The 23,094-nt window shown below is 65.3% G+C and carries 8 protein-coding genes; 6 read left to right on the forward strand and 2 right to left on the reverse strand.

The window, feature by feature from the left end; translation table 11 throughout:
• Positions 1-48: 48 nt before the first annotated feature.
• From CTR55_RS07110 to lapD, 3 genes are all read left to right on the forward strand, one after another.
• A complete protein-coding gene (locus CTR55_RS07110) occupies positions 49-2,022 on the forward strand; it encodes an alkyl sulfatase dimerization domain-containing protein (RefSeq protein WP_296285216.1) in 1,974 nt (657 codons plus the stop codon).
• Positions 2,023-2,130: 108 nt separating this feature from the next.
• Positions 2,131-2,892, forward strand: coding sequence for a cysteine protease LapG (lapG, locus tag CTR55_RS07115; protein WP_296285217.1), 762 nt, complete (start codon positions 2,131-2,133; stop codon positions 2,890-2,892).
• A 60-nt stretch (positions 2,893-2,952) separates the two neighbouring features.
• On the forward strand, positions 2,953-4,896 hold the full coding sequence (gene lapD, locus CTR55_RS07120; RefSeq protein WP_296285218.1) for a cyclic di-GMP receptor LapD: 1,944 nt from the start codon (positions 2,953-2,955) through the stop codon (positions 4,894-4,896).
• A 728-nt stretch (positions 4,897-5,624) separates the two neighbouring features.
• Here lapD and CTR55_RS07125 read toward each other — a convergent pair.
• Positions 5,625-5,954, reverse strand: coding sequence for a tryptophan synthase subunit beta (locus CTR55_RS07125; protein ID WP_296285219.1), 330 nt, complete (start codon positions 5,952-5,954; stop codon positions 5,625-5,627).
• A gap of 116 nt (positions 5,955-6,070) precedes the next feature.
• A complete protein-coding gene (locus CTR55_RS07130; protein ID WP_296285220.1) occupies positions 6,071-17,362 on the reverse strand; it encodes a retention module-containing protein in 11,292 nt (3,763 codons plus the stop codon).
• Between the two features lie 338 nt (positions 17,363-17,700).
• Between CTR55_RS07130 and CTR55_RS07135 the strand changes: the two genes are divergently transcribed.
• Genes CTR55_RS07135 through CTR55_RS07145 form a run of 3 tightly spaced genes read left to right on the forward strand, consistent with a single transcriptional unit; the run spans position 17,701 to position 22,600 of the window.
• Positions 17,701-19,062, forward strand: coding sequence for a TolC family outer membrane protein (locus CTR55_RS07135; RefSeq protein WP_296285221.1), 1,362 nt, complete (start codon positions 17,701-17,703; stop codon positions 19,060-19,062).
• Positions 19,063-19,083: 21 nt separating this feature from the next.
• Positions 19,084-21,240 (forward strand): type I secretion system permease/ATPase, encoded by a 2,157-nt coding sequence (locus CTR55_RS07140; RefSeq protein ID WP_296285222.1) that lies wholly within the window; start codon positions 19,084-19,086, stop codon positions 21,238-21,240.
• The gene (locus tag CTR55_RS07145; protein WP_296285223.1) at positions 21,230-22,600 is read left to right on the forward strand and encodes an HlyD family type I secretion periplasmic adaptor subunit; all 1,371 of its coding nucleotides are present in this window, start codon (positions 21,230-21,232) and stop codon (positions 22,598-22,600) included. Before CTR55_RS07140 ends, CTR55_RS07145 begins: the two co-directional genes overlap by 11 nt.
• Positions 22,601-23,094 lie beyond the last annotated feature (494 nt).

A 23,094-nucleotide genomic window follows, 5' to 3' on the forward strand; every position in this document is an offset into this window, starting at 1 on the left:
CGACGGCCGGCATAGTGCGAGCACAACAACAAATACCGGAGCCCTCCGATGTCCCGTCTTTCTGCAGCCGTGCTGGTCGCCAGCCTCTGCCCCGGCCTGCTGGTCGCCGCCGAACAGCCCAAGCCCCCGACTTCCTTCACCCAGGCCGCGCAGGAGCAGGTGCGCCAGTCGCTGCCGTTCAGTGACCGTGCCGATTTCGACCGGGTGGAGAAAGGCCTGGTCAAGCGCCCCGAGAACCTGGTGATCAAGAACGAGGACGGCACGGTCGCCTGGCAACTGGGTGGCTACGACTTCCTCAAGGCCGCCAGGGACGTCGCCAGCGTCAACCCGAGCCTGATGCGCCAGGCCCAGCTGAACCTCAGCTACGGCCTGTTCAAGGTCACCGACGGCATCTACCAGGTGCGCGGTTTCGACCTCGCCAATACCACCTTCATCGAAGGCAAGACCGGCTGGATCGTCATCGACACCCTGACCACCCCGGCGACTTCCAGGGCCGCCTACGCCCTGGTGAGCCAGGAGCTGGGGCAGAAGCCGATCCGCGCGATCATCTACAGCCATGCCCACATCGACCACTTCGGCGGCGTGAAGGGCCTGGTCAGCCAGGAGCAGGTGGACAAGGGCGAGGTGCAGATCATCGCGCCCAAGGGCTTCATGGAAGCGGCGATCAAGGAGAACGTGCTGGCCGGCAACGCCATGCTGCGCCGTGCCACCTACCAGTACGGCACCATGCTGCCGCAGGGCCCGGAAGGCCACGTCGACATGGCCATCGGCAAGGCCGTCGCCAAGGGCCCGATGAGCATCATCGCGCCGACCAAGACCGTCGATGGCTCGCTGGTGGAGATGGAGATCGACGGCGTGCCTGTGACCTTCCAGAACACCCCGGGCACCGAATCGCCGGCGGAGATGAACGTCTGGCTGCCGCAGCAGAAGGCGCTGCTGATGGCCGAGAACGTCACCGCCACCCTGCACAACCTCTACACCCTGCGCGGCGCCGAGACCCGCGACCCGCTGGGCTGGAGCAAGTACATCAACGAGGCGCTGCATCGCTTCGGCGACAAGGCCGAGGTGATGTTCGCCGTGCACAACTGGCCGCGCTGGGGGCACGAGGACATCGTCCGCACCCTGGAGAAGCAGCGCGACATGTACGGCTACCTGAACGACCAGACCCTGCACCTGGCCAACAACGGGGTGACCATCAACCAGATCCACGAGCGCCTGAAAGTGCCGCCGGAGCTGGCCAACGAGTGGTTCAACCGTGGCTACCACGGCAGCGTCAGCCACAACGTGCGCGCCGTGGTGAACAAGTACCTGGGCTACTACGACAGCAACCCCGCGACCCTGAACCCGCTGGCGCCGGAGGACTCGGCGGTGAAGTACGTCGAGTTCATGGGCGGCGCCGATCACCTGCTGCAGATGGCCAAGGCGTCCTTCGACAAGGGCGAGTACCGCTGGGTGGTGGAGGTGGTCAACAAGCTGGTCTTCGCCGACCCGACCAACCAGGCGGCGCGCAGCCTGCAGGCAGATGCCCTGGAGCAGCTCGGCTACCAGGCGGAAAACGCCGGCTGGCGCAACAGCTACCTGACCGCCGCACAGGAACTGCGCAATGGCGTGCCGCGTGACATGCCGACCATGAAATCGGGCAGTCCCGACGCGCTGGCGGCGATGGACACCGGCCTGCTGTTCGATTACCTCGGCGTGCGCCTGAATGCCGAGAAGGCCGAGGGCGAGGACTTCGCCATCAACCTGGTGCTGCCGGACAAGAACGAGAAATACCTGCTGGAGCTGAAGAACTCGCACCTGAACAACATCAAGGGTGTGCAGAACGAAAACGCCGGGCAGACCGTGACCATCGACCGCGCCGACCTCAATCGCCTGATGCTCAAGGAAGTCTCGCCGGTGCGCCTGGTGTTCGAGGGCAAGCTCAAGAGCTCGGGCAACCCGCTGCTGCTGGCCAAGCTGTTCGGCATGCTGGAAGACTTCAACTTCTGGTTCGACGTCGTCACCCCGCCGCAAAAGAGCTGATTCTTTCCCCATCTACGCGGCCGGCTCCCCGCCAGGCCGCGTCTCCTCTGGATGGCACAATGCAGTGATTGCATTGTGCCATTGTTTTTTCCGCGGCCAGTCTGCACCATGCAACCCCTGCGCCCGCAGCTGGTTGCCGGCGCTCGCAGTCGAGTAGTCGTGATCGTGTTCAGCCGTTGTTGCAGGGTGTTGCGCCGTTGCTGGCCGGGGTCGTTGGCCCTGGTGCTGGTGACTTCGCTCGGCGTCCTGGCGGGGGCGCAGCAGGCCGAGTGGGATTTCAAGCTGATCGGTCAACAGTCCGCACGGCTCTATGGCCCGCTGGGCGAAGGCCAGGTGCGCATCGACGCCTGGCAAAAGCTGCTCGTGCAGCAGTCCACGGCGAGCGAGCGCGACCAGTTGCAGGCGATCAATCGTTTCTTCAACGACCAGTTGCGCTTCACCGATGACCTCAGCCTCTGGCGCGAAGTGGACTACTGGGCCACGCCGGTGGAGGCGTTGCACCAGGGAGCGGGTGATTGCGAGGACTTCGCCGTCGCCAAGTACATCAGCCTGCGACATCTGGGCGTGCCGGCGCAGAAGCTGCGCATTACCTACGTCAAGGCGTTGCGCCTGAACCAGGCGCATATGGTCCTCACGTATTACCCACGGCCCGACGCCGTGCCGCTGGTGCTGGACAACCTGATCGGCAGCATCCTGCCGGCCAGCCAGCGCAATGATTTGCAGCCGGTCTACGCGTTCAACGGCGAGGGCCTGTGGCTTGCCGGCAATGGCGCTGGCGGTGGCAAGCAGGTGGGCGACAGCAAGCGGCTGTCACGCTGGCAGGATCTGTTGAAGAAGATGAAGGCCGAAGGCTTTCCCTTGAATGAATAGCTACAGAACGAAAAGCTGAACCGACTCGAATAGCTCCCGCGGGGGGAGCCTGGAGACACGATGTCCCTGTTCAAACAGTTGTTGATCGCCATCTGCCTGTTCCTGGTGGTTGCCTTCAGCGGCAGCTTCATGGTCGGCCTGGAAAGCTCGCGAGAGCAGTACGGCAACCAGCTGCGCTCCCATGCCCAGGACGCGGCCACCGCGCTGGGCCTGTCGTTGACGCCGAACATCGACGACCCGGCGATGGTCGAGCTGATGGTCAGTTCGATCTTCGACAGCGGCTACTTCGAGAGCATCCGGGTGATCGACCTCTCGACCGGCAAGGTGATGGTCGAGCGCACCGGGGTGCCCGACGCGGTGGCGGCCAAGGTGCCGCAATGGTTCATCTCGCTGATCGACCTGCACTCGGCCGGTGGCGACGCCATCGTCAGCCGCGGCTGGACCCAGGCCGCGCGGGTCGAGGTGCTCAGCCACCCGATGTTCGCCATCGCCAAGCTCTGGCAGAGCGCCCTGGGCAGCCTGCTCTGGCTGGTGCTGTGCGGTATCGCCAGTGCCGTGCTCGGCGCCATCCTGCTGCGCCGCCAGCTCAAGCCGCTGGACTACATGGTGGAGCAGTCCCACGCCATCGCCCGCCGTGAATTCCTCAGCCTGCCGGAACTGCCGCGCACACCCGAGCTGCGCCGCGTGGTGCAGGCCATGAACCAGATGGTGGAGAAGCTCAAGGCGCTGTTCCAGGAGCAGGCCCAGCGCAGCGAACGCCTGCGCGACGAGGCCTACCAGGACAGCCTGACCGGGCTGGGCAACCGGCGCTTCTTCGACATGCAACTGCACAACCGGCTGAGTGCCGAGGACCAGGTCAGCAGCGGCGTGCTGCTGGTGCTGCGGGTGAAGGACCTGGCCGGGCTCAACCAGCGCCTGGGTGGCCAGCGCGTCGACCAGTTGCTCAAGGCCGTGGCCGATCAATTGCGCCTGGCCGGGCAGGGCCTGGGGGCTGGCCTGACCCTGGCGCGCAGCCGGGGTGGCGAGTTCGTGATGCTGGCGCCGGGGCTGATGCCCGAGGACGCGCCGGCCTTGGCCATGCGCCTGGAGGGCATGCTCGCTGCGTTGGCCAGCACCGGTGCCAGCGATGTCAGCCCAGTGGCGTGCCTGGGGCTGGTGCCGTTCGTTTCCGGCGAATCGGCGCAGGCGTTGCTGCAGCGCGCGGACGAGGCGCTGGTGCAGGCCGAACGGCAGAACGACAGTTGCTGGGCCTTCCTCCAGGGCGGCGCCAAGCCGGTCGCCGAGGAGCGCCACAGCTGGCACCAGTTGCTGGACGAGGCGCTGGTGCACAAGCGTTTCCAGCTGCACTTCCAGGCGGTGGTGTCCTGCGCCGACCCGCAGGTGGTGCTGCACTACAAGGTACTCTCGCGCCTGCCGGACGGGCAGGGCGGCAGCATTGCCGCCGGGCGCTTCCTGCCCTGGCTGGACCGCTTCGGCTGGACCGCGCGGCTGGACCTGCTGATGCTGGAAAGCGTGCTGGCGGACATGGCCAAGCACAACCGCCCGCTGGCGCTGAACCTGTCCGCCGCGCTGCTGCGTGATGAATGGGCGACCACTCGGGTGTTCGACCTGTTGCGCCAGCACCCGCAATTCGCCGGGCGCCTGACCCTGGAGCTGGAGGAAGACCAGTTGCCGGCGCAAGCGGTGCTTGAAGTCCTGACCCGCCGCCTCGGCGAGCTGGGCTATCGCCTGAGCCTGCAGCACTTCGGCGGGCGCTTCAGCATGATCGGCAACCTGGCGCGGCTGGGGCTGGCCTACCTCAAGGTCGATGGCAGCCACATCCGCCACATCGACCAGGAGAACGACAAGCGCCTGTTCATCGAGGCCATGCAGCGCGCGGCGCACAGCATTGACCTGCCGCTGATCGCCGAGCGTGTGGAGACGGCGGGGGAGTTCCGCGTGTTGAAGGAGATGGGGATTCAGGGCGTGCAAGGGCAATTGTTTGGTGGGCCGGCGCCGTGGTGATCTGAGTTCGCGCTCGCGACGCCGGCCTGGCCGGCGGTTCGCGAGCAAGCTCGCTCCTACAGGTTGATGCCGGAGTTCACGGTTGCGCAGGGGCGTAGGGCGGATAACGCGCCAGCGTTATCCGCCGTCGTGGCTGATCGCCGAGCGTGTGGAGACGGCGGGGGAGTTCCGCGTGTTGAAGGAGATGGGGATTCAGGGCGTGCAAGGGCAATTGTTTGGTGGGCCGGCGCCTTGGTGATCTGAGTTCGCGCTTGCGATGCCGGTCTGGCCGACGGTTCGCGAGCAAGCTCGCTCCTACAGGTTGATGCCGGAGTTCACGGTTGCGCAGGGGCGTAGGGCGCATAACGCGCCAGCGTTATCCGCCGTCGTGGCTGATTGCCGAGCGTGTGGGGACGGCGGGGGAGTTCCGCGTGTTGAAGGAGATGGGGATTCAGGGCGTGCAGGGGCAATTGTTTGGTGGGCCGGCGCCTTGGTGATCGACATCCGGCCGGGGCGCTTTTCGTAGGAGCGAGCTTGCTCGCGAATCCCTCAGCGAGTCGCGTCTTGTCCGGCATGACACCCTTGCTGGGTGGGTGGAGCGCAGCGATACCCCTGCTGTCGGTGCCTCGGAGCGATGGGTATCGCTGCGCTCCACGCCATCCTACGAAAGCGTTGTCCTCGAACCACCGTGGTGGGGCGGTTTGCGAGCAAGCTCGCTACAGGCAACGGCGGCGCCAAAAAAACGGGGCTCAGATCAGCCCCGTTTCCTCGTCATCGTTGATCAGCCGGGTCAGCCCGCCCAGCGCCTCACGGGCCTGGGTCCGGTTGAGCAGCTTGGAGCGCGCCGCCGGCGGCAGGTCGGTGATGCGGATCACCCCCTTGGTGATCAATACCGAGATCAAGTCCTCCAGCACCCGGATCATGTCCAGGTCGCTCTGCTTGAGCTGCAGCAGGCTGCTCTCGGCCGCCCAGGCCTGGATGTCCGGATGGTCCGCCGGCAGGCTGCCGGTCATCCCGTCGAACTCGTTGTCCTCGACGCGCGAGACCTTTCCGTCGGCGTTGCGCTGGATGTACAGCATCGGCCCGTCCCCAATTCTTGTGATGTGAAGGAACGACAGCGGAGCCACCCCGAAGGGTGGCCCCGCTGTCGCCGTGTCAGAGCCTGACTCTTTGCTTGCCTTGCGGCAACCGCGGATCAGTGATGCTCAGTCTTGACCACCGGATCGGAGCCCGCCACCAGCTTGTTGACGATTTCCGTGGAGGTCGAACCGTAGGCTGAGAGATCCACGCCGCTCAGCTTGATGGTGACGTCCGCCGCACCGCCGTTGTTGATCTGCCCGGTGGTGCTCACCTGCAGGGTCGCGGTGGCGGTATCCACCTTCAGGTAGCTGAGGATGTCGTTGTGCGCGGTGTCCGGCAGCAGGTCGCTGATGTCGATGCGGTCGCCTTCGCCGGCCTTGAAGTCGGTGATGGTGTCGTTGCCGACATCGCCGGCCTTCCAGATGAACAGGTCGGCACCCGCTCCGCCGGTAAGGATGTCATTGCCTTTGCCGCCCGTGAGCTGGTCATCGCCGGTACCGCCGATGAGGATGTCGTTGCCATTCTCGCCGAACAGGAAGTCGTTGCCGCCCTGGCCGTAGAGGATGTCGTTGCCCTCGCCACCGTACAGGTGGTCGCTGCCGCCACGGGTGTCGCCCTCGACGTTGAACAACGTGTGGTTGTTCTTGATGTAGTCGTACATCTCGGCGCTGGTGGCGGCATGGCCGTTCTTCAGCTCCAGGAACGCCGACAGCGCACTGACGCCCGAGCCCGCCGGCATGTCGGCCGGTTTGGCCGGGTTGCCGTTGGCGCCCCAGGGCAGGTTGTCGGTGTTGATGGCGTCACCGAAGAGGATGTCATCACCCGCGCCACCGTGGATGGTGTCGTTGCCCGAAGGCGCCAGTTCCGAGCTGCTGGAACCGCCGTGCAGGGCGGCGGTGAGGTCGCTGGCCTGCTTGACGATTTCCACTTCGCCGGTGGGACCCTCGACCACGGTCGTGGTCGAGGTGGTTTGCTTGATGTTGTCGATGTAGACCGTAGCGCTGCTGTTGTTACCGCTGCCGTTGCTGTTGTCGGTCAGAATGAAGTCGAAACGGTACGTCCCTTCGCCAACCGGTTTGGTGGTGATGGTGGTGCTGTCGGACTGGAAGGTCAGCGTCCCGGATTCGGAAACCGTGCTCCAGTTGCCGCTGACCAGTTTTTCCAGTTTCCACACGAAGGTGTCGCGGTTGTTCATCGACTTGTCGAAATCGAAGCTGAAGGTAGCGCTGGCGCCTTCGGCGACGCTGAAGCCAGGGCTGATCGCCTGCGTGGGGGCCGCGTTGCCGTTGCTGTCGACCATCTTCATTTCGCCCTGCCAGCCGTTGAACAGGCTCCAGCTGTTGGGGGCGGTGGTGCCGTTGCCCGAGCCGACGCTGCTCAGCGTCCAGCCGGCCACGCTGCCATTGTTGAAGTCGAACAGGGTGCTGGTGCTGCTCGTGGTGCCAAAGTTGAGTGAGCCGGTACCGGTGAGATTGCTGTTGTCGAAGAACTTCAACAGGTTTTCGTTGACGCTGGTGCCGATACCGATGGCGTGCACCTCGCCGAGTGCAGACAGGTTCGCGAAGGCCTCGACCGAATCCTTGACCACGGTGTAGGTGGTGTTCTGGCCGTTGTTGTCGTTACGCGATTCGGTCGGGTTGCCATCGGTGAGGAACAGCGTGAGGTTTTCGTAACCGTTCTTCTGGCCGTTGAACCAGCTCACTGCCTGCTCGAAGGCCGCCTGGTAGTCGGTGCCGCCATCGGCCTGCAGACCGGCGTACTGGGTCTTGCCGATAGCCGTGATCAGTTGGTCGACGTTGCCGCTATTCAGATCGGCGACGCTGACCTTGATGCTGGCGGTGCCGGAGAAGCCGATCAGGCTGATATTGATCACCCCGTCATGGCCCTTCAGGGTGTTGGCCAGGTTGATCAGCGCATCCTTGACCAGCTTCATCCGCGAGTCGGCGTAGGCCGCGCCATTGGCGCCTGCGAGGTTGTACGCCATGCTGCCGGAGGTATCGACCACCAGCGCGATGTTGTAGTTGGTGCCCGGCTGGGTGTTGCTCAGCAGGCCGCCCACGTCACCGAGGATCACGTCGTCGCCCGAGCCGCCGGTGAGGGTGTTGTCGCCGTTGGGGGTGGTGCCGGGGATCTGCACCTGGCCGACGTGGAGGTCGAAGCCATAGGTCGGCGAGGTGTCGACGCCGCCGTTGGCCACGCCACCGCTGTCCTGCACGGCGAAGCTGAAGTGCGCGTTGGCGCCGGAGGCGTCCGGCACGAAGGTCAGCTTGCCGCCGGCCACGTCACTGACGCTGATGGGCTGGCCAGCCTTCACGGCGATGCCGTTGAGCAGCAGGCTGCCGGAGTCCGGCAGGGCCTTGATGACGACGTTCTGCAGGCTGTGGTTCTGGCCGTTGGCGGAGTCCGCGGTGTCGCTGAAGGCGAAGTCCTTGAGGCTGAAGGTGTAGGCCTTGCCGGCGTAGAGGCTGGCCGAACCGTCCGCCGACAGCGGCGCATCGTTCACCGCGTTGACCGTGAAGGTCAGGGTGTTGGACGAGCTGGAGAAGCTGTCGTGGCTGTCCTGCACCGAGAAGTTCAACGTCGCGTAGGCGGCGCCTGCGGCATTGGCGATCGGGGTGTAGACCAGGCTGGCGAGCAGGCTGACGGCGATCACCTGGCCGGCGGTCACCGACTGGCCATTGAGGGTCAGGCTGCCAGCGGTGGGCAGGTTGTCGATGCGGATCGCCTTGAGCGCGTCACCGGCGTCCTTGTCGGAGAAGCCGAAGTCGGCGGCGTTGAAGCCGCGGCTGCCATCCTCGTTCAGGCTGACGGTGTTGTTGGCACCGGTCGGGGCGTCGTTCTCGCCGTTGATGGTGATGGTCACGGTGGCCGGAGCGCTGATCGCGCCCTGGACGTCCTTGGCGGTGTAGGTGAAGGTCACCTCGCGCGATTCGCCGACGTTGAGCGAGTCGAACGCGGTGCCCGGGTTGTACACGTAGCTGCCGTTGGCGTTGAAGGTCAGGGTGCCCGCGCTCGGGCCGCTGACCAGCGCGTAGCCATTGCCGTCCACGGCGCTGTCTATGTCGGTGGCGACCGGAACCTGGCCGCTGACCGAGCTGTTTTCGCCGGTGGATGTGCTGTCGTTCTTCGCCTCGGGTGCGTCGTTCACCGGGGTGACGCTGAGGTTCACCACCTGATCGACCAGGCCGCCTTTGCCGTCATTGACGGTGACGGTGAAGCTGTCGGTACCGTTGTAATCCTTGGATGGGGTGTAGGTGTAGCGCCCATCGGCATTGAGCACGATGGAGCCGTGAGTCGGGGCGGACTTGAGGCTGAAGCTGAGGCTGTCGCCATCGACGTCGGTCGCGGTGACGCGGCTGTCGAGCGGTTTGTCTTCCGGTGTGCTGGTGTTGTTGGGGGCATCGAACACCGGCAGATCATTCACCGGCTTGATGCCGACGTTGACCACCTGCTCGACGCTGCCGCCCTTGCCGTCGCTGACCACCACGGTGAAGCTGTCGCTGCCGTTGTAGTCCTTCGACGGGGTGTAGGTGTACTGGCCGTCGCTGCCGAAGCTCACGGAGCCGTGGGCCGGGCTGCTGCCGTTCTTCAAGGCATAGGTGAGGTTGTCGCCGTCGACGTCGCTGGCATGGATCTGCCCGGAGACCGAAGTGTCCTCGTCGGTCGTGAGGTTCTGCGCGCTGCTGACGGTCGGAGCGTCGTTCACCGGGTAGACGGTGACATTCAGGTCGACAGTGCGAGTGGCGGCGTCGCTGTTGCTGCCTTCGGTCGCGGTGGCGCTGACTTCCAGCTGGATGGTGCCGTTGAAGTCGGCCGGCGGCGTCAGCGTCAGGGTGTCGAGGTTCCAGCCCTTGAGGTTGATGCTGTCGTGGGTGGCGTCGGCGGTGAAGGTGTTCGTTCCGTCGGAGAGGGTGGCGCCGGCAGGAATCTTGCCGATGCTGACCGACAGGGTTTCCGAGCCGTCGGTGTCGACCAGGGCGGCCTTGACCTTTGACAGGTTGATCGCGGTGTCTTCATTGCCTTCGTTGAGGCCGAAGACCTTGTAGTGGCTCTGGCCGCTGCTGCTCAGGTCGGACAGACGCTCGCCGCCGGCGGTCAGTTCGCTGACGTCGTGGAACACCTGCGCACTGCCGGTGCCCAGCACCTGGGCGGCGCTGCCGTTGTCGGAGACGCTCAGGGTGTAGCTGCCCGGGCCGTTCTGGTTGTGCTGGTAGAAGGCGATCGGGTAGTAGCCGCTTTCGCTCGGGGTAAAGGTGCCGCTGAACTTGCCGCTGGAGCCGCCCCAGGTGGCTTCGGCGACGGTACTGCCACCGACCACCAGGCGCACGCTGTCGTCACCGACGCCGCTGAAGGTGTAGGTGTGGCCGGCCTCGAGGAAGATCAGGCCGCTGACCTTGGTGGCGGTGCCGGCGGTGACGTCGGTGTTGCGCACGCTGTCGGTGGAGCCATGGGTGCCCGGAGTGCCGGCTGCATCGATCTTCGCCTGCAGGTCGGCCGGCGCCGCGCCGTTGCCGCCGTTACCCAGGGCCAGGCCGGTCCAGGTCTCCACGTTCAGGCCGGTAGCCTTCGGGTGGCTGGCGCTGGCATCCAGGTTCAGGTCGGGCTTGTCCGCCACCGCTTCGATGGTGACGTTGACGGTGGCGCTGCTGGTACCGCCGTGGCCGTCGCTGACCTGGTAGGTGATGGTGTCGGTGCCGCTGAAGTTCGCCTTGGGCGTGTAGCTCAGGGTGCCGTCCTGGTTGATCACCACGCTGCCGTTGCCAGCGCTGGCGGTGGTCACGGTCAGCGGGTCGCCGTCCACGTCGCTGTCGTTTTGCAGCACGTCGATGGAGACGCTTTCGTCTTCGCGGACGCTGGCGCTGTCGTTGGCGGCAACCGGGTTGTCGTTCACCGGAGTGACGGTGATCGAGACCACGGATTCGACGTAGCCGCCGTGACCGTCGCTGACGCCGACGGTGAAGCTGTCGTTGCCGTGGTAGTTGGCGCCCGGGGTATAGACGTACTGGCCGGTGGCGCTGTCCAGGGTCAGGCTGCCATGGGCTGGGCCCTTGCCAGCAGCCAGGGCGTAGCTGAGGCTGTCGCCGTCGATGTCATTGGCGGCAATCTGGCCGCTGACAGCAGTATCTTCGGCGGTGGACTTGGCCTGATCGGCAGTGGTCGGCGCGTCGTTGACCGGGGTGACGGTGATACTCACCACGGATTCGACGTAGCCGCCGTGGCCATCGCTGACGCCGACGGTGAAGGTGTCTCCGCCGTGGTAATTGGCATTCGGGGTATAGACGTACTGGCCGGTGGCGCTGTTCAGCGTCAGGCTGCCATGAGCCGGGCCCTTGCCGGCGGCAACGGCGTAGCTAAGGGCATCGCCGTCGACATCGTTGGCCACGATCTGGCCGGGGATCGGCGTGTCTTCGGCGCCGCTGACGGCCTGGTTGGCGGTGGTCGGTGCATCGTTTACCGGGGTGACGGTGATAATGGCAGTGCCGGTTGCCGCGCCGCCGTGGCCGTCGCTGATGGTGTAGGTGAAGGAGGCCTGGCCGTTGAAGTTGGCGTCCGGGGTGAAGACCAGTTGCCCGCCGACGATGTTCAGGGTGCCGTGGCTGGAGCCACTGACCGCGACGACGGTGAGGTTGTCGCCATCAACGTCGAAGTCATTGCCGGTCAGCGCAGTGAGGTTGTTCAGGCTGAAGCTCAGCGAGGTGTCTTCGGCGATGGTGAAGTGGTCGTCGTTGGCCACCGGGGCATCGTTCACCGGGGTGATGCTGATGTCCAGGGTGGTGCTGGAGCCGGTGTTGGTGGTGTAGGTGACCTGCGGCACCGCGCCGTTCCAGTCCTTCGCCGGGGTGAAGCTGTACTGGCCATCGGCGGCGAGGGTGAACTCGCCCTTGCCGGCCAGAGTGACGATGGCGCCGGCAGTGAAGGTGCCGCTGACACCGGCGATGGTGAAGCTGGCCACACTCAGGGTGTTGTCGACATCGCTGTCGTTGCTCAGCACGTTGCCGGTGGCGGTGTGGTCTTCCTGGGCAGAGCCGGTGTCCGCGCCGAGGACGGACGGATCATCCACGGCGGTCACGGTGATATTGACGGTCGCCGAGGCGGTGTTGCCTTGGCCATCGGTGATCCAGTAGGTGAACGAGGCCGGGCCGTTGTAGTTGGCGTCCGGAGTGAAGACTAGCTCTCCGCCCTTGAACTCCAAAGTGCCATGGGTGGCGTTGCCCACCATGTAGACGCTGAGGGAATCGCCATCGGCATCGGTATCGTTGCCGACCAGTGTGTTCAGCGTGCTGGCATTCAGCACCAGCGAGGTGTCTTCGGCGATGGTGAAGTGATCGTCGTTGGCCACCGGCGCGTCCTGCACGGGCGCGATGTTGATGTCCAGGGTGGTGCTGGAGCCGGTGTTGGTGGTGTAGGTGATCTGCGGAACGTCGCCGTTCCAGTCCTTCACCGGAGTGAAGAGGTAGCTGCCGTTGCCGTTGAGGGTGAAGTCACCCACGCCAGCGATGGTGGCGGTGGTGCCGGCGGTGAAGCTGCCGCTGACGCCATTGATGCTGAAGCTGGCGACCGACAGGGTGCTGTCGACGTCGTGGTCGTTGATCAGCACGTTGCCGGTGGCGTCGTGGTCTTCCTGGGCGCTGCCGGTGTCCGGGGCCAGCACGGAAGGATCGTCCACCGGGGTGACGTCGAATACGTAGGTATTCGGTGTGGCAGAGAAGTCGCCGGCGCTGTCCTGCACGCTGAAGGTGAAGCTGGCGTAGGGCGTGCCGTTGCCGTTGGCGTCCGGGGTGTAGTGCAGGTTGCCCAGGTCGCCGACCGCGATCACGGTACCGGCGGTGACCGGGTTGCCATTGAAGGTGAAGCTGCCCGCGCCAGGCAGGCTGTCGATGCGCACGGCCTGCAGCTGCTGGCCGGCATCGGCGTCAGTGAAGCCGAAGTCCGCTGCGCTGAAGCTGTGGCTGCTGTCCTCGTCGAGGGTCTCGTGGCCATCAGTGCCTTCCGGCGCGGTGTTTGCGCCGACGTTCACGATCAGGGTGCTGCTGTGGGTGCCGCCGTGGCCGTCGCTGATCTGGTAGGTGATCACCACCGGACCGCTGACGTTGCTGCCCGGCACGAAGTTCAGGGTGCCGTCGGCGTTGATGCTGACGTTGCCCTGGGCGGGGTTCTGCAGTGTGGCCTGGGTGACGCTGAGGCCGTCCTTCTCGGCATCGGTGTCGTTGCCGAGCACATCGATGTTGTTCAGGCCGACGTTGATCGCGGTCTTGGCCACATCGGCGTTGGCTACCGGTGCGTCGTTGGTGCCGACGAGGGTGACGGTCACGGTGGAGCTGGTGCCGTCGGCCGCCTTGACGACGAAGCTGTCGGTCAGTTCTTCACCTGCCTTCAGCTCGTTGTAGGCATCGTTGGCGGTGTAGGTCCAGGCACCGTCGGCGCCAAGATTGAAGGTGCCGTGCAGGCCAGCGACGTTGCTCTGGGCCTGGAAGCTGGCCAAGCCGTCGACATCGCTGACGGTCAGTTGGCCGCTGGTGGTGATCGGGGCATCGGTCTCATCGACACGAACGCTGGCCACGCCGCCAATGACGGCCGGGTCGTTGGTGCCGGTGACGGTGAGGGTCAGCGTCTGGGTGTCAGTGGCGCCGTGCTCGTCGGTGACGATGTACTTGACCTGGATGTCCTGGGTCTCGCCCTCGGCGAGGGACTGGTAGGCCGGGTTCTTGCCGTCGAAGGTCCAGCTGCCGTCGGTCTTCAGGGTGAAGCCGGCCGGCGGGTTGCCGGAAACGCTGAAGCTCAGCTTGGCGCCATCGTCGACGTCGGTGGCGGTGAGCTGGCCCTTGCTGACGGCGTCTTCCTGGGCGGCCGCGGTGGCGGCGTCAGCCTTGGGTGCATCGTTGGTGCCGGTGACGGTGATCACCAGCACGCTCTGGGTGCTGGCGCCGTGTTCGTCGGTGACGGTGTAACCCACGCTGATCAGCTGGGTCGCGCCGGCCTTCAGGTGCTGGTAGGCGGCATCGCTGGCGTCGAAGCTCCACTTGCCGTCGCTGCCCAGGGTCAGGCCCGCCGGAGCGGCCTTGTTCAGGCTGTAGGTGAGCTGTGCGCCATTGTCCAGGTCGATGGCTTTCAGCTGGCCGCTGATCTGCGCATCTTCCTTGACGCCATTGAGCAGCGAGGGCAGGGCGATCGGCGTGTCGTTGGTGCCGGTGACGGTCAGCGTCAGGGTGTTGGTGCTGGTGGCGCCGTGTTCGTCGGTGACGGTGTAGTCAATCTTCAGAACCTTGGTCTCGCCGGCAGCCAGGCTCTGGTAGGCCGGGTCGAGGCCGCTGAAGACCCAGTTGCCGTCCTTGAACAGGGTGAAGCCGGCCGGTGCCTTGTCGTTGAGGCTGAAGCTGAGCCTGGCGCCGTCGTCGACGTCGCTGGCGGTCAGTTTGCCGGCGCTGAACTTGTCTTCGCTGGCCTTGGCGGACGCCGCATTGGCCACCGGTGCATCGTTGGTGCCAGTGATGGTGATGGTCAGGCTGCTGGAGCTGGTGGCGCCGTGCTCGTCGGTGACGGTGAACGGGATGCTCAGGGTCTGGGTGGCGCCGGCCTTCAGGTGCTGGTACTCGCTGCCGCTGGCATCGAAGGTCCACTTGCCGTCGGCATCGACGCTGAAGCCGGCCGGGGCGGCCTTGTCCAGGGCGTAGCTGAGCTGGGCGCCGTTGTCGGCGTCGGTGGCGGCGAGCTGGCCGCTGATCTGCGCATCTTCCTTCACCGCGCCGCTGGTGGCGCTGGCGACCGGCGCGTCGTTGCTGCCGGTGACGGTGATGGTGATGGTCTGCGGGTCGCTCAGGGCGCCGTTGTTGTCCTGCGCCTGGTAGGTGAAGGTCACGGTCTCCTGGGCGCCGGCGGCCAGATGGTCGAAGGCGGTGCCCGGGTTGAAGCTGTAGCTGCCGTTGGTGTTGAAGGTCAGCGAGCCCTTGCCCTGGGCGACGTCGGTGGTCAGCTGGTAGCTGACGACGGTGCCGTCCACGTCGGTGGCGGCCGGAACCTGGCCGTTGAGAACGGCGTTCTCTTCGGTGGTGGCGGTGTCGGCAGAGGCGACCGGCGCGTCGTTGGTGCCGATTAGGGTCACGGTCACGGTGGTGCTGGTGCCATCGGCGGCCAGGACGTTGAAGGATTCGGTCTGGTGCTCGCCGTCCTTCAGCGCGTTGAAGGCCTCGTTGGTGACGTAGGTCCAGCTGCCGTCAGCGGCGACGCTGAACTTGCCAAAGTCGCCAGCGGTGCCGGTCTGGACCTGGAAGCTGGCCGGGCCGTCGAAGTCGCTGATGTTCAGCTTGCCATCGATAGTGACCGGGGCGTTGGTTTCATCCGCGCTGCCGCTGGTCTGGCCGGTGATCACGGCTGCGTCGTTGGTGCCGGTGACCGTGATGGTGATGGTCTGCGGGTCGCTCAGCGCGCCGTTGTTGTCCTTCGCCTGGTAGGTGAAGGTGACGTCGCGGGTTTCACCCTGGGCCAGGCTGTCGAAGTCCTTGCCGGGGATGAAGCTGTAGCTGCCGTCCGGGTTGAAGGTCAGGCTGCCGTTGCCCTGGCCGACGTCAGTGGTCAGCTGGTAGCCGGTGACGCTGCCGTCCACGTCGGAGGCGGCCGGCACCTGGCCATTGAGAACGGTGTTCTCTTCGGTGGTGGCCGCGCCCGGCAGGGCGACCGGCGCGTCGTTGGTGCCGGTGACCGTGATGGTGATGGTCTGCGGGTCGCTCAGGGCGCCGTTGTTGTCCTTCGCCTGGTAGGTGAAGGTGACGTCGCGGGTTTCACCCTGGGCCAGGCTGTCGAAGTCCTTGCCGGGGTTGAAGCTGTAGCTGCCGTCCGGGTTGAAGGTCAGGTTGCCGTTGCCCTGGCCGAGGTCGGTGGCCAACTGATAGCCGGTCACGTTGCCGTCGATGTCGGAGGCGGCAGGGACCTGGCCGTTGAGAACGGTGTTTTCTTCGGTGGTGGCCGCGCCCGGCAGGGCGACCGGCGCGTCATTGGTGCCGGTCAGGGTCACGGTAAGGGTGGCGGTGCTGGTCGCGCCGTGCTCGTCGGTGACGGTGTAGGGCACCTGTACCACCAGGGTCTCGCCCTCGGTCAGGTGCTGGTAGGCCGGGTCCTTGCCATCGAAGGTCCAGCTGCCGTCCGGCTTCAGGGTGAAGCCTGCTGGCGGGTTGCCGTTGCCGGTGAAGGTCAGGGTGCTGCCGGTGTCGCGGTCGGTGGCCTCCAGTTGGCCGCCGATCACGCTGTCTTCATTGCCGCTGGCCTGGCCATCCTGGGCAACCGGGGTGTCGTTGGCACCCTGGACGTTGATCGTGATGACGCGGGTGTCGGTCGCCCCGGACGGGTCGGTGACAGTGACGGTGAAGCTTTCGCTGGGGTTCTGGCCCAGCGGCAGGGCGTTCACCGCATTGGCGTCGACCACGTAGGTGTAGCTGCCGTCGGCGTTGACGGTCAGCTCGCCGAAGGCGCCCTTGGCGCTGCCGCTCCAGGTCAGGTGGCTGTCGTCGATGTCGGTGGCGGTCAGTTGGCCCTTGATGTCGGCGAAGCTGTCGTTGGCGGAGGTGTCAGTGATGGCACTGGTATAGGTGCCAGTGGCCACCGGAGCGTCGTTCACCGGGGTGATGCCGACGTTCACCACCAGGGTGCTGGACGCGCCACGGCTGTCGGTAACGATCACGGTGAAGCCGTCGACGCCGTTGTAGTCGCCATTGGGGTTGTACTGCCAGGTGCCGTTGGGGTTGAGCACCAGCAGGCCGTTGGCCGGCGGCTGGCCGAGGCTGTAGGAGATCAGGTCGCCGTTCGGATCGCGGGCGGAGAAGGCGCCGGTGAGCAGGGTGTCTTCGGCGGTGGTGAGGTTCAGCACGCCATTGCCGCCGCCATTGCCGCCGTCGATGAACTGGGGGGCGAGATTGGGCGGTAGTTCGCCCTGGCGCTCGCCAGCGGCTGCGCCGCCGTTGTCCAGGCCGGCGGTGGTGTAGCCAATGTTCGGGTCGACGCGACCGGCGGTGGCATCCAGCACCACGAAGCTGTGGCCGCCGCCAACGCCACCATTGCCGGCAGACGAAGGCGCGGCGCTCGGGCCGGCGGCCGTGGGGGCAAGCGCCTGGGTCGGGTCGAGGCCGGCGGCGATGGCCTTCTGCAAGTCCTCGGTGCTCGGCGCGTTATTCGGCTGCGTGGCGGCGTGGGATGCCTCGGCCTGCGGCAGGTCGGCGCTGCTCCACTGGCTGTCACGGCCCAGGTCCACCAGCTTGCCCTTGCCGACATCCAGGGTCACCGCGCCGGAGGCGCCGGTGAGCAGCTGTTCGCCCTGGTAGATGCGATCACCTTCGACGAGGACGCGCTGTGCGCCTTCGGGGGTTACCGCAATCACTTGGCCGATGATGCTTTTTACGACCGCGACGACGCTGCTCATGCATTTCTCCTGGTGAGGCTTGCCTGGTTGCCGACCGGCCGTAGGGCGGTCGGATCAGGAGGCATTCCCTTGTCATTTTTAGAGCAAAAGTTTGGCGTCAAAAAATAGGCTTATAGCGAGTTGAAATTACCTATATGCCAATCTATTGACCATTCGATTGCCATCCTAAACAATTGGCAAATCGATGTCACTTTGATATCGGTGGTTCGCCCAAAAATATTTAGCGTGAAATCCATCACGCTTTTTGATGCTTTTTTTGCAGCCATTCGCCGGTCTTTTGACGCTGATTGCGGCAATCGAATCGCTGCGGCTATCTCACTGATAAGGATGTTTTCCTCATGCGCATGCGATTCGCTCACGTCGTGCCCTTCGCCCTGGCTTTCGTCATTCCCGTTGCTTTGCCGGTTCAGGCCGACACCCTCAACCAGGCCATGCAAAAGGCCCTGGAGTACCACCCGGAAATCCAGGCTGGCGTGAATTCCCGTCTCGCTGCGGACAAGCAGCTGCGCGCTGCGAAGGGTGGTTATCTGCCATCCGTCGACCTGACCGCGGGGTATGGCCGTGAGGGCTCCGACAACACCACCACGCGTGGCCAGGGCGACCACTGGGACACCCTGAACCGTGGCGAATCCAACCTGGCCCTGCGCCAGATGGTGTTCGACGGCTTCGCCACCTCCAGCGAAGTCGGCCGCCAGCAGGCCAACGTGAATTCCCGCGCCTATGCGCTGCTCGGTACCTCCGAGCGCACCGCGCTGGACGTCGCCCAGGTCTACACCGATGTGCTGCGTCGTCAGGAAATGGTTCGTCTGGCCGAGGAAAACCTGAAGCGCCACCAGCGCGTCTATGACCAGATCAGCCTGCGCAGCTCCCGTGGCGTCGGCCGCCTCGCCGACCAGGACCAGGCCGAGGCCCGTCTGGCCCAGGCGCAGAACAACCTGATGACCGAGCAGACCAACCTGGCCGATGCGCGTACCAACTACTACAGCGTGGTGGGCAGCGATCCGCTCGAACTGAGCGAGCCGACCGGGCTGGTTGGCCAACTGCCGGAAGACCTGCAGGCGGCCCGTCGGCAACTGGTGGAGAACAGCCCGATCCTGCGTTCCGCGGAGTCCGACGTGGCCGCCGCCGAGAAACAGTACGACGCAGCGAAATCGACCTTCTATCCGAGATTCGATGCAGAACTTTCCCGCGGTGCCGATAACAACCTCGACGGCGAAGAAGGCCACAACAACGAATGGCAGGCCATGCTGCGCATGCGGTACAACCTGTTCGCCGGCGGCAGCAACAAGGCCGAGCTGGAAGCCAAGTCCTATGAGGCGAACCAGGCTCTGGATATCCGCAACAACGCCCTGCGTCAGTTGAACGAGGAACTCGGGTTGTCCTGGAACGCCCTGAACAACGCCCGCGGCCAGTTGCCGATTGCCCGCCAGTACGTGGACTACAGCACCCGCGTGCGCGAGGCCTACCAGAAGCAGTTCACCATCGGCGAGCGCACCCTGCTCGATCTGCTGGACAGTGAAAATGAGCTGTTCAACGCTTCGCGCCGCCTGGTCGACCTGAAGTACACCGAACTGTTCACCCAGTACCGCATCAAGGCCACCCTGGGCGAGCTGCTCAAGAGCCAGGGCGTAGTAGCGCCGATGGCGGCGGTGGCTTCCGAAGACATCAAACCGACCGTCCAGCTGCCCGGCCTTAACTAACCTGCCCGAGAGAGCATCCGCGTGGATCAAGAAGTCAGCGCAGTACCCCTAAGCCATGATCCGCGCGGTCTGCTCGACGACCCGCTGCTGGACAGCCTGCTGACGCTCTGTCAGCTGCACCAGAAGCCCGCCAGTCGCGCCATGCTCACCAGCGGCCTGCCGCTGCCGGGGCAGCGTCTGTCCGCCGAGCTGCTGCCGCGCGCGGCGGCCCGTGCCGGCCTGCAGGGGCGTTTGCTGCAACGCAAGCTGGAGCAGATTCCCGCCCTGGCCATGCCCGCCATGCTGCTGCTGCGCGAAGGGCGCTGCGCGGTGCTGCTGGGTTGGGAAAGCAATGGCGATGCGCGCCTGCTGCTGTCCGAGAGTGACGGCGGTGAAGTGTGCGTCAGCCGCGAACTGCTCAGCGAGGACTATGCCGGCCTGGCTTTCTTCGCCCAGCCGCAGCACAAGTTCGACCTGCAACACGGCGAGCTGATCCCGCGCGCCAAGAGCTGGTTCCGCGACACCCTCAAGCGCTCGCGCTGGCTGTATGTCGACGCCGTGGCCGCGAGCCTGCTGATCAACCTGATCGCCCTGGCTGCGCCGCTGTTCGTGATGAACGTCTACGACCGCGTGGTACCCAACCAGGCCGCTGCCACCCTCTGGGTGCTGGCCATCGGCATCAGCGGCGCCTACCTGTTCGACCTGCTGCTCAAGACCATGCGCGGCCTGTGCCTGGACCTCGCCGGCAAGAAGACCGACCTGATCATCTCGGCGACCCTGTTCGAGCGCATCGTCGGCATGAGCATGAAGTACCGCCCGGCGCGCGTCGGCTCGTTCGCGCAGAACATCCACGAATTCCAGACGCTGCGCGACTTCCTCAACTCGCTCACGCTCACCACCCTGATCGACATGCCCTTCACCCTGTTGATCCTGCTGGTGATCGGCATCATCGGCGGGCCGCTGCTGTTCGTCCCGCTCATCGCCTTCCCGCTGGCCGCGGGCCTCGGCTGGCTGCTGCAGAAGCCGCTGGTGGAAACCATGAACCGCACCATGGCGCTGGCCGCCGAGCGCCAGTCGAGCCTGATCGAGACCCTCGCCAGCCTCGACGCGGTGAAGGTCAACAACGCCGAAAGCGAGCGCCAGTACCTCTGGGAGCAGACCATCGGCACCCTCAGCCGGCTGGAACTGCGAGTCAAGCTGCTGTCGACTCTGGCGATGAACATCACCGTGCTGATCCAGGCGCTGGCCGGGGTCATCATGATCATCGGCGGCGTCTACCTGATCATTGCCGGCGACCTGTCCATGGGCGGCCTGATCGCCTGCTACATGCTCAACGGCCGCGCCCTCGGCCCGCTGACCCAGCTCTCCGGGCTGATCCAGCGCTACCAGCAGGCGCGCCTGTCGATGGCCACCACCAACCAGATGATGGAGCTGCCGCAGGAACGCAACGCCGACGAGCGTCCGCTGACCCGCTCGCAACTGCGCGGCGGCATCGAAATGCGCGGCCTCGACTTCGCCTACCCGAACCAGCAGGTCGCAGCGCTGCACGGCATCAACCTGCAGATTCGCGCTGGCGAGAAGATCGGCATCATCGGCCGCAGCGGCTCGGGCAAGAGCTCCCTGGCCAAGCTGATCGTCGGCCTGCACCAACCCGACAACGGCAACCTGCTGGTGGACGGCGCCGACGTGCGTCAGCTGGACATCAGCGAGCTGCGCCACAACATCGGCTATGTGCCGCAGGACATCAGCCTGTTCAGCGGCACCCTGCGCGACAACCTGGTCGCGGGAGCGCGCTACATCGATGACGAGCGCGTGCTGGAAGTGGCCGAGCTGACCGGCGTGAACGAGTTCGCCCGCCTGCACCCGCAGGGTTACGAGCTGCAGGTCGGCGAGCGGGGCCACAACCTCTCCGGCGGCCAGCGGCAGAACGTCGCCCTGGCCCGCGCGCTGTTGCTCGACCCACCGATCCTGCTGCTGGACGAACCCACCAGCGCCATGGACAACGCCGGCGAGGAGCGCCTGAAACAGCGCCTGCAGGCGATCATGGGCGAGAAGACACTGCTGCTGGTCACCCACCGCGCCTCCATGCTCAGCCTGGTGGACCGTCTGGTGATCATCGACAAGGGCCGCATCATCGCCGACGGTCCGAAGGACGTGGTCATGGATGCACTGAAGAAGGGGCAGATCAGTGTCGCTTAATCCTCTGGGCAGTATCCGCCACTCTGTCCGTGGCTATTTCAAGGGCGGCGACAACCTCTCCGGGCAGCCACTTCCGGAAGTCAGCAAGGCACTGATCGAAGACGCGCCGCGTGTGGTGCGCCTGACCATCTGGATCCTGATCGGCTTCGTTGCCTTCCTCCTGCTCTGGGCGCATTTCGCGCAGATCGACGAGGTCACCCGTGGCGAGGGCAAGGCGATTCCCTCGTCCAAGGTGCAGAAGATCCAGAACCTGGAAGGCGGCATCGTCTCGCAGATATTCGTCCACGAAGGACAGGTGGTGCAGGCCGGCGAGCAGCTGATGCGCCTGGACCCGACGCGCTTCCAGTCCAACGTCGGCGAAACCGAGGCCGACCGCCTGGCGATGTTCCTGCGGGTGGAGCGTCTGTCCGCCGAGGTGGAAGAGCGCCCGCTGAACATTCCCGACGACGTGCGCGCCAAGGTGCCGAACCAGGCCCGCAGTGAAGAGGCGCTGTTCCACAGCCGCCAGCAGCAGCTCACGGATGAAACCGGCGGCCTGCAGCAGCAGTTGGTACAGAAGCAGCAGGAGCTGCGCGAGTTCATTTCCAAGCAGGCGCAGTACCGCAACAGCCTGAGCCTGCTGCGTCAGGAAATATCCATGTCCGAGCCGCTGGTGGCCCAGGGCGCCATGTCCCAGGTGGAGCTGCTGCGTCTCAAGCGTGGTGAAGTGGAAAACCGTGGCCAGCTCGACGCCACTACCCTGGCGATACCCCGTGCCGAGGCCGCCGTGAAGGAAGTGGAGCGCAAGGTCGCCGAGACCCGCTCGCGCTTCCGCAGCGATGCGCTGAAGGAGCTCAACGAAGCCCGCACCGAACTGAGCAAGGCCACGGCCACCGGCAAGGCGCTGGAAGACCGCGTCAGCCGCACCCTGGTCACCTCGCCGGTGCGCGGCATCGTCAAGCAGATGCTGGTGAATACCATTGGCGGGGTGATCCAGCCCGGCAGCGACCTGATCGAGATCGTCCCGCTGGACGACACCCTGTTGGTAGAGGCGCGCATCCGTCCGCAGGACATCGCCTTCCTGCGCCCTGGCCAGCACGCCATGGTCAAGTTCACCGCCTACGACTACACCATCTACGGCGGCCTGCAGGCGGACCTGGAGCAGATCGGCGCCGATACCGTCACCGACGACGATGGCAACAGCTTCTACCTGATCAAGCTGCGCACCCGCAAAAGCCACCTGGGTACGGACGACAAGCCGCTGCTGATCATCCCCGGGATGATTGCCACGGTGGATATCATTACCGGCAAGAAGAGCATCCTCAGCTACCTGCTCAAGCCCATCCTGCGGGCCAAGGCGGAGGCATTGCGGGAGCGGTGATCGTGGTCAGTCCGCAAGAGCGCCGTCGAGGGACGCTTCGTACCGGCTGATACCAGGATCGCCCTTTGCGCCGAACGGTACCCTCTCCCTCTGGGAGAGGGTTAGGGTGAGGGCCGGCTCTTGCCCAGGACTTCACACAGGAGCGGAGCTTCTCCGCGATGCTCTTGCTGCTGATCGGGTGTTTCCGCGCCGCCTTGGCGTGCGCTGGGATATTTTGTTTCGCCTCTCGGCGAGTCACTTCTTCCAAACGTCGGAAGGCCGCCCCCAAAGAAGTAACCAAGAAGGCTTGCCCCTCCATCCGGTTTTTCGCTTAGGCGAAAAATTCCCTCGTTGAATCACAGTTTCAGGGGCTCGCCACGACGGGCCATCCCTGGCCCAGCGTGGCTCTCGCGACATCCATGTCGCTCAACCCCTGAAACTCCGCCTCAACGAGGCCTCCTGAAAGGGGCGTTCGGCGCGTTTGGATGTTTCTCTGGAAGACTTCAAGAGCCAGA

It is taken from the genome of Pseudomonas sp., from assembly GCF_002796985.1.
GTDB lineage: Bacteria > Pseudomonadota > Gammaproteobacteria > Pseudomonadales > Pseudomonadaceae > Pseudomonas.

Coding starts and splice junctions, on each gene's coding strand:
- CTR55_RS07110 (WP_296285216.1), top strand. CDS start 49: ATGTCCCGTCTTTCTGCAGCCGTGCTGGTCGCCAGCCTCTGCCCCGGC.
- lapG (WP_296285217.1), top strand. CDS start 2,131: ATGCAACCCCTGCGCCCGCAGCTGGTTGCCGGCGCTCGCAGTCGAGTA.
- lapD (WP_296285218.1), top strand. CDS start 2,953: ATGTCCCTGTTCAAACAGTTGTTGATCGCCATCTGCCTGTTCCTGGTG.
- CTR55_RS07125 (WP_296285219.1), bottom strand. CDS start 5,954: ATGCTGTACATCCAGCGCAACGCCGACGGAAAGGTCTCGCGCGTCGAG.
- CTR55_RS07130 (WP_296285220.1), bottom strand. CDS start 17,362: ATGAGCAGCGTCGTCGCGGTCGTAAAAAGCATCATCGGCCAAGTGATT.
- CTR55_RS07135 (WP_296285221.1), top strand. CDS start 17,701: ATGCGCATGCGATTCGCTCACGTCGTGCCCTTCGCCCTGGCTTTCGTC.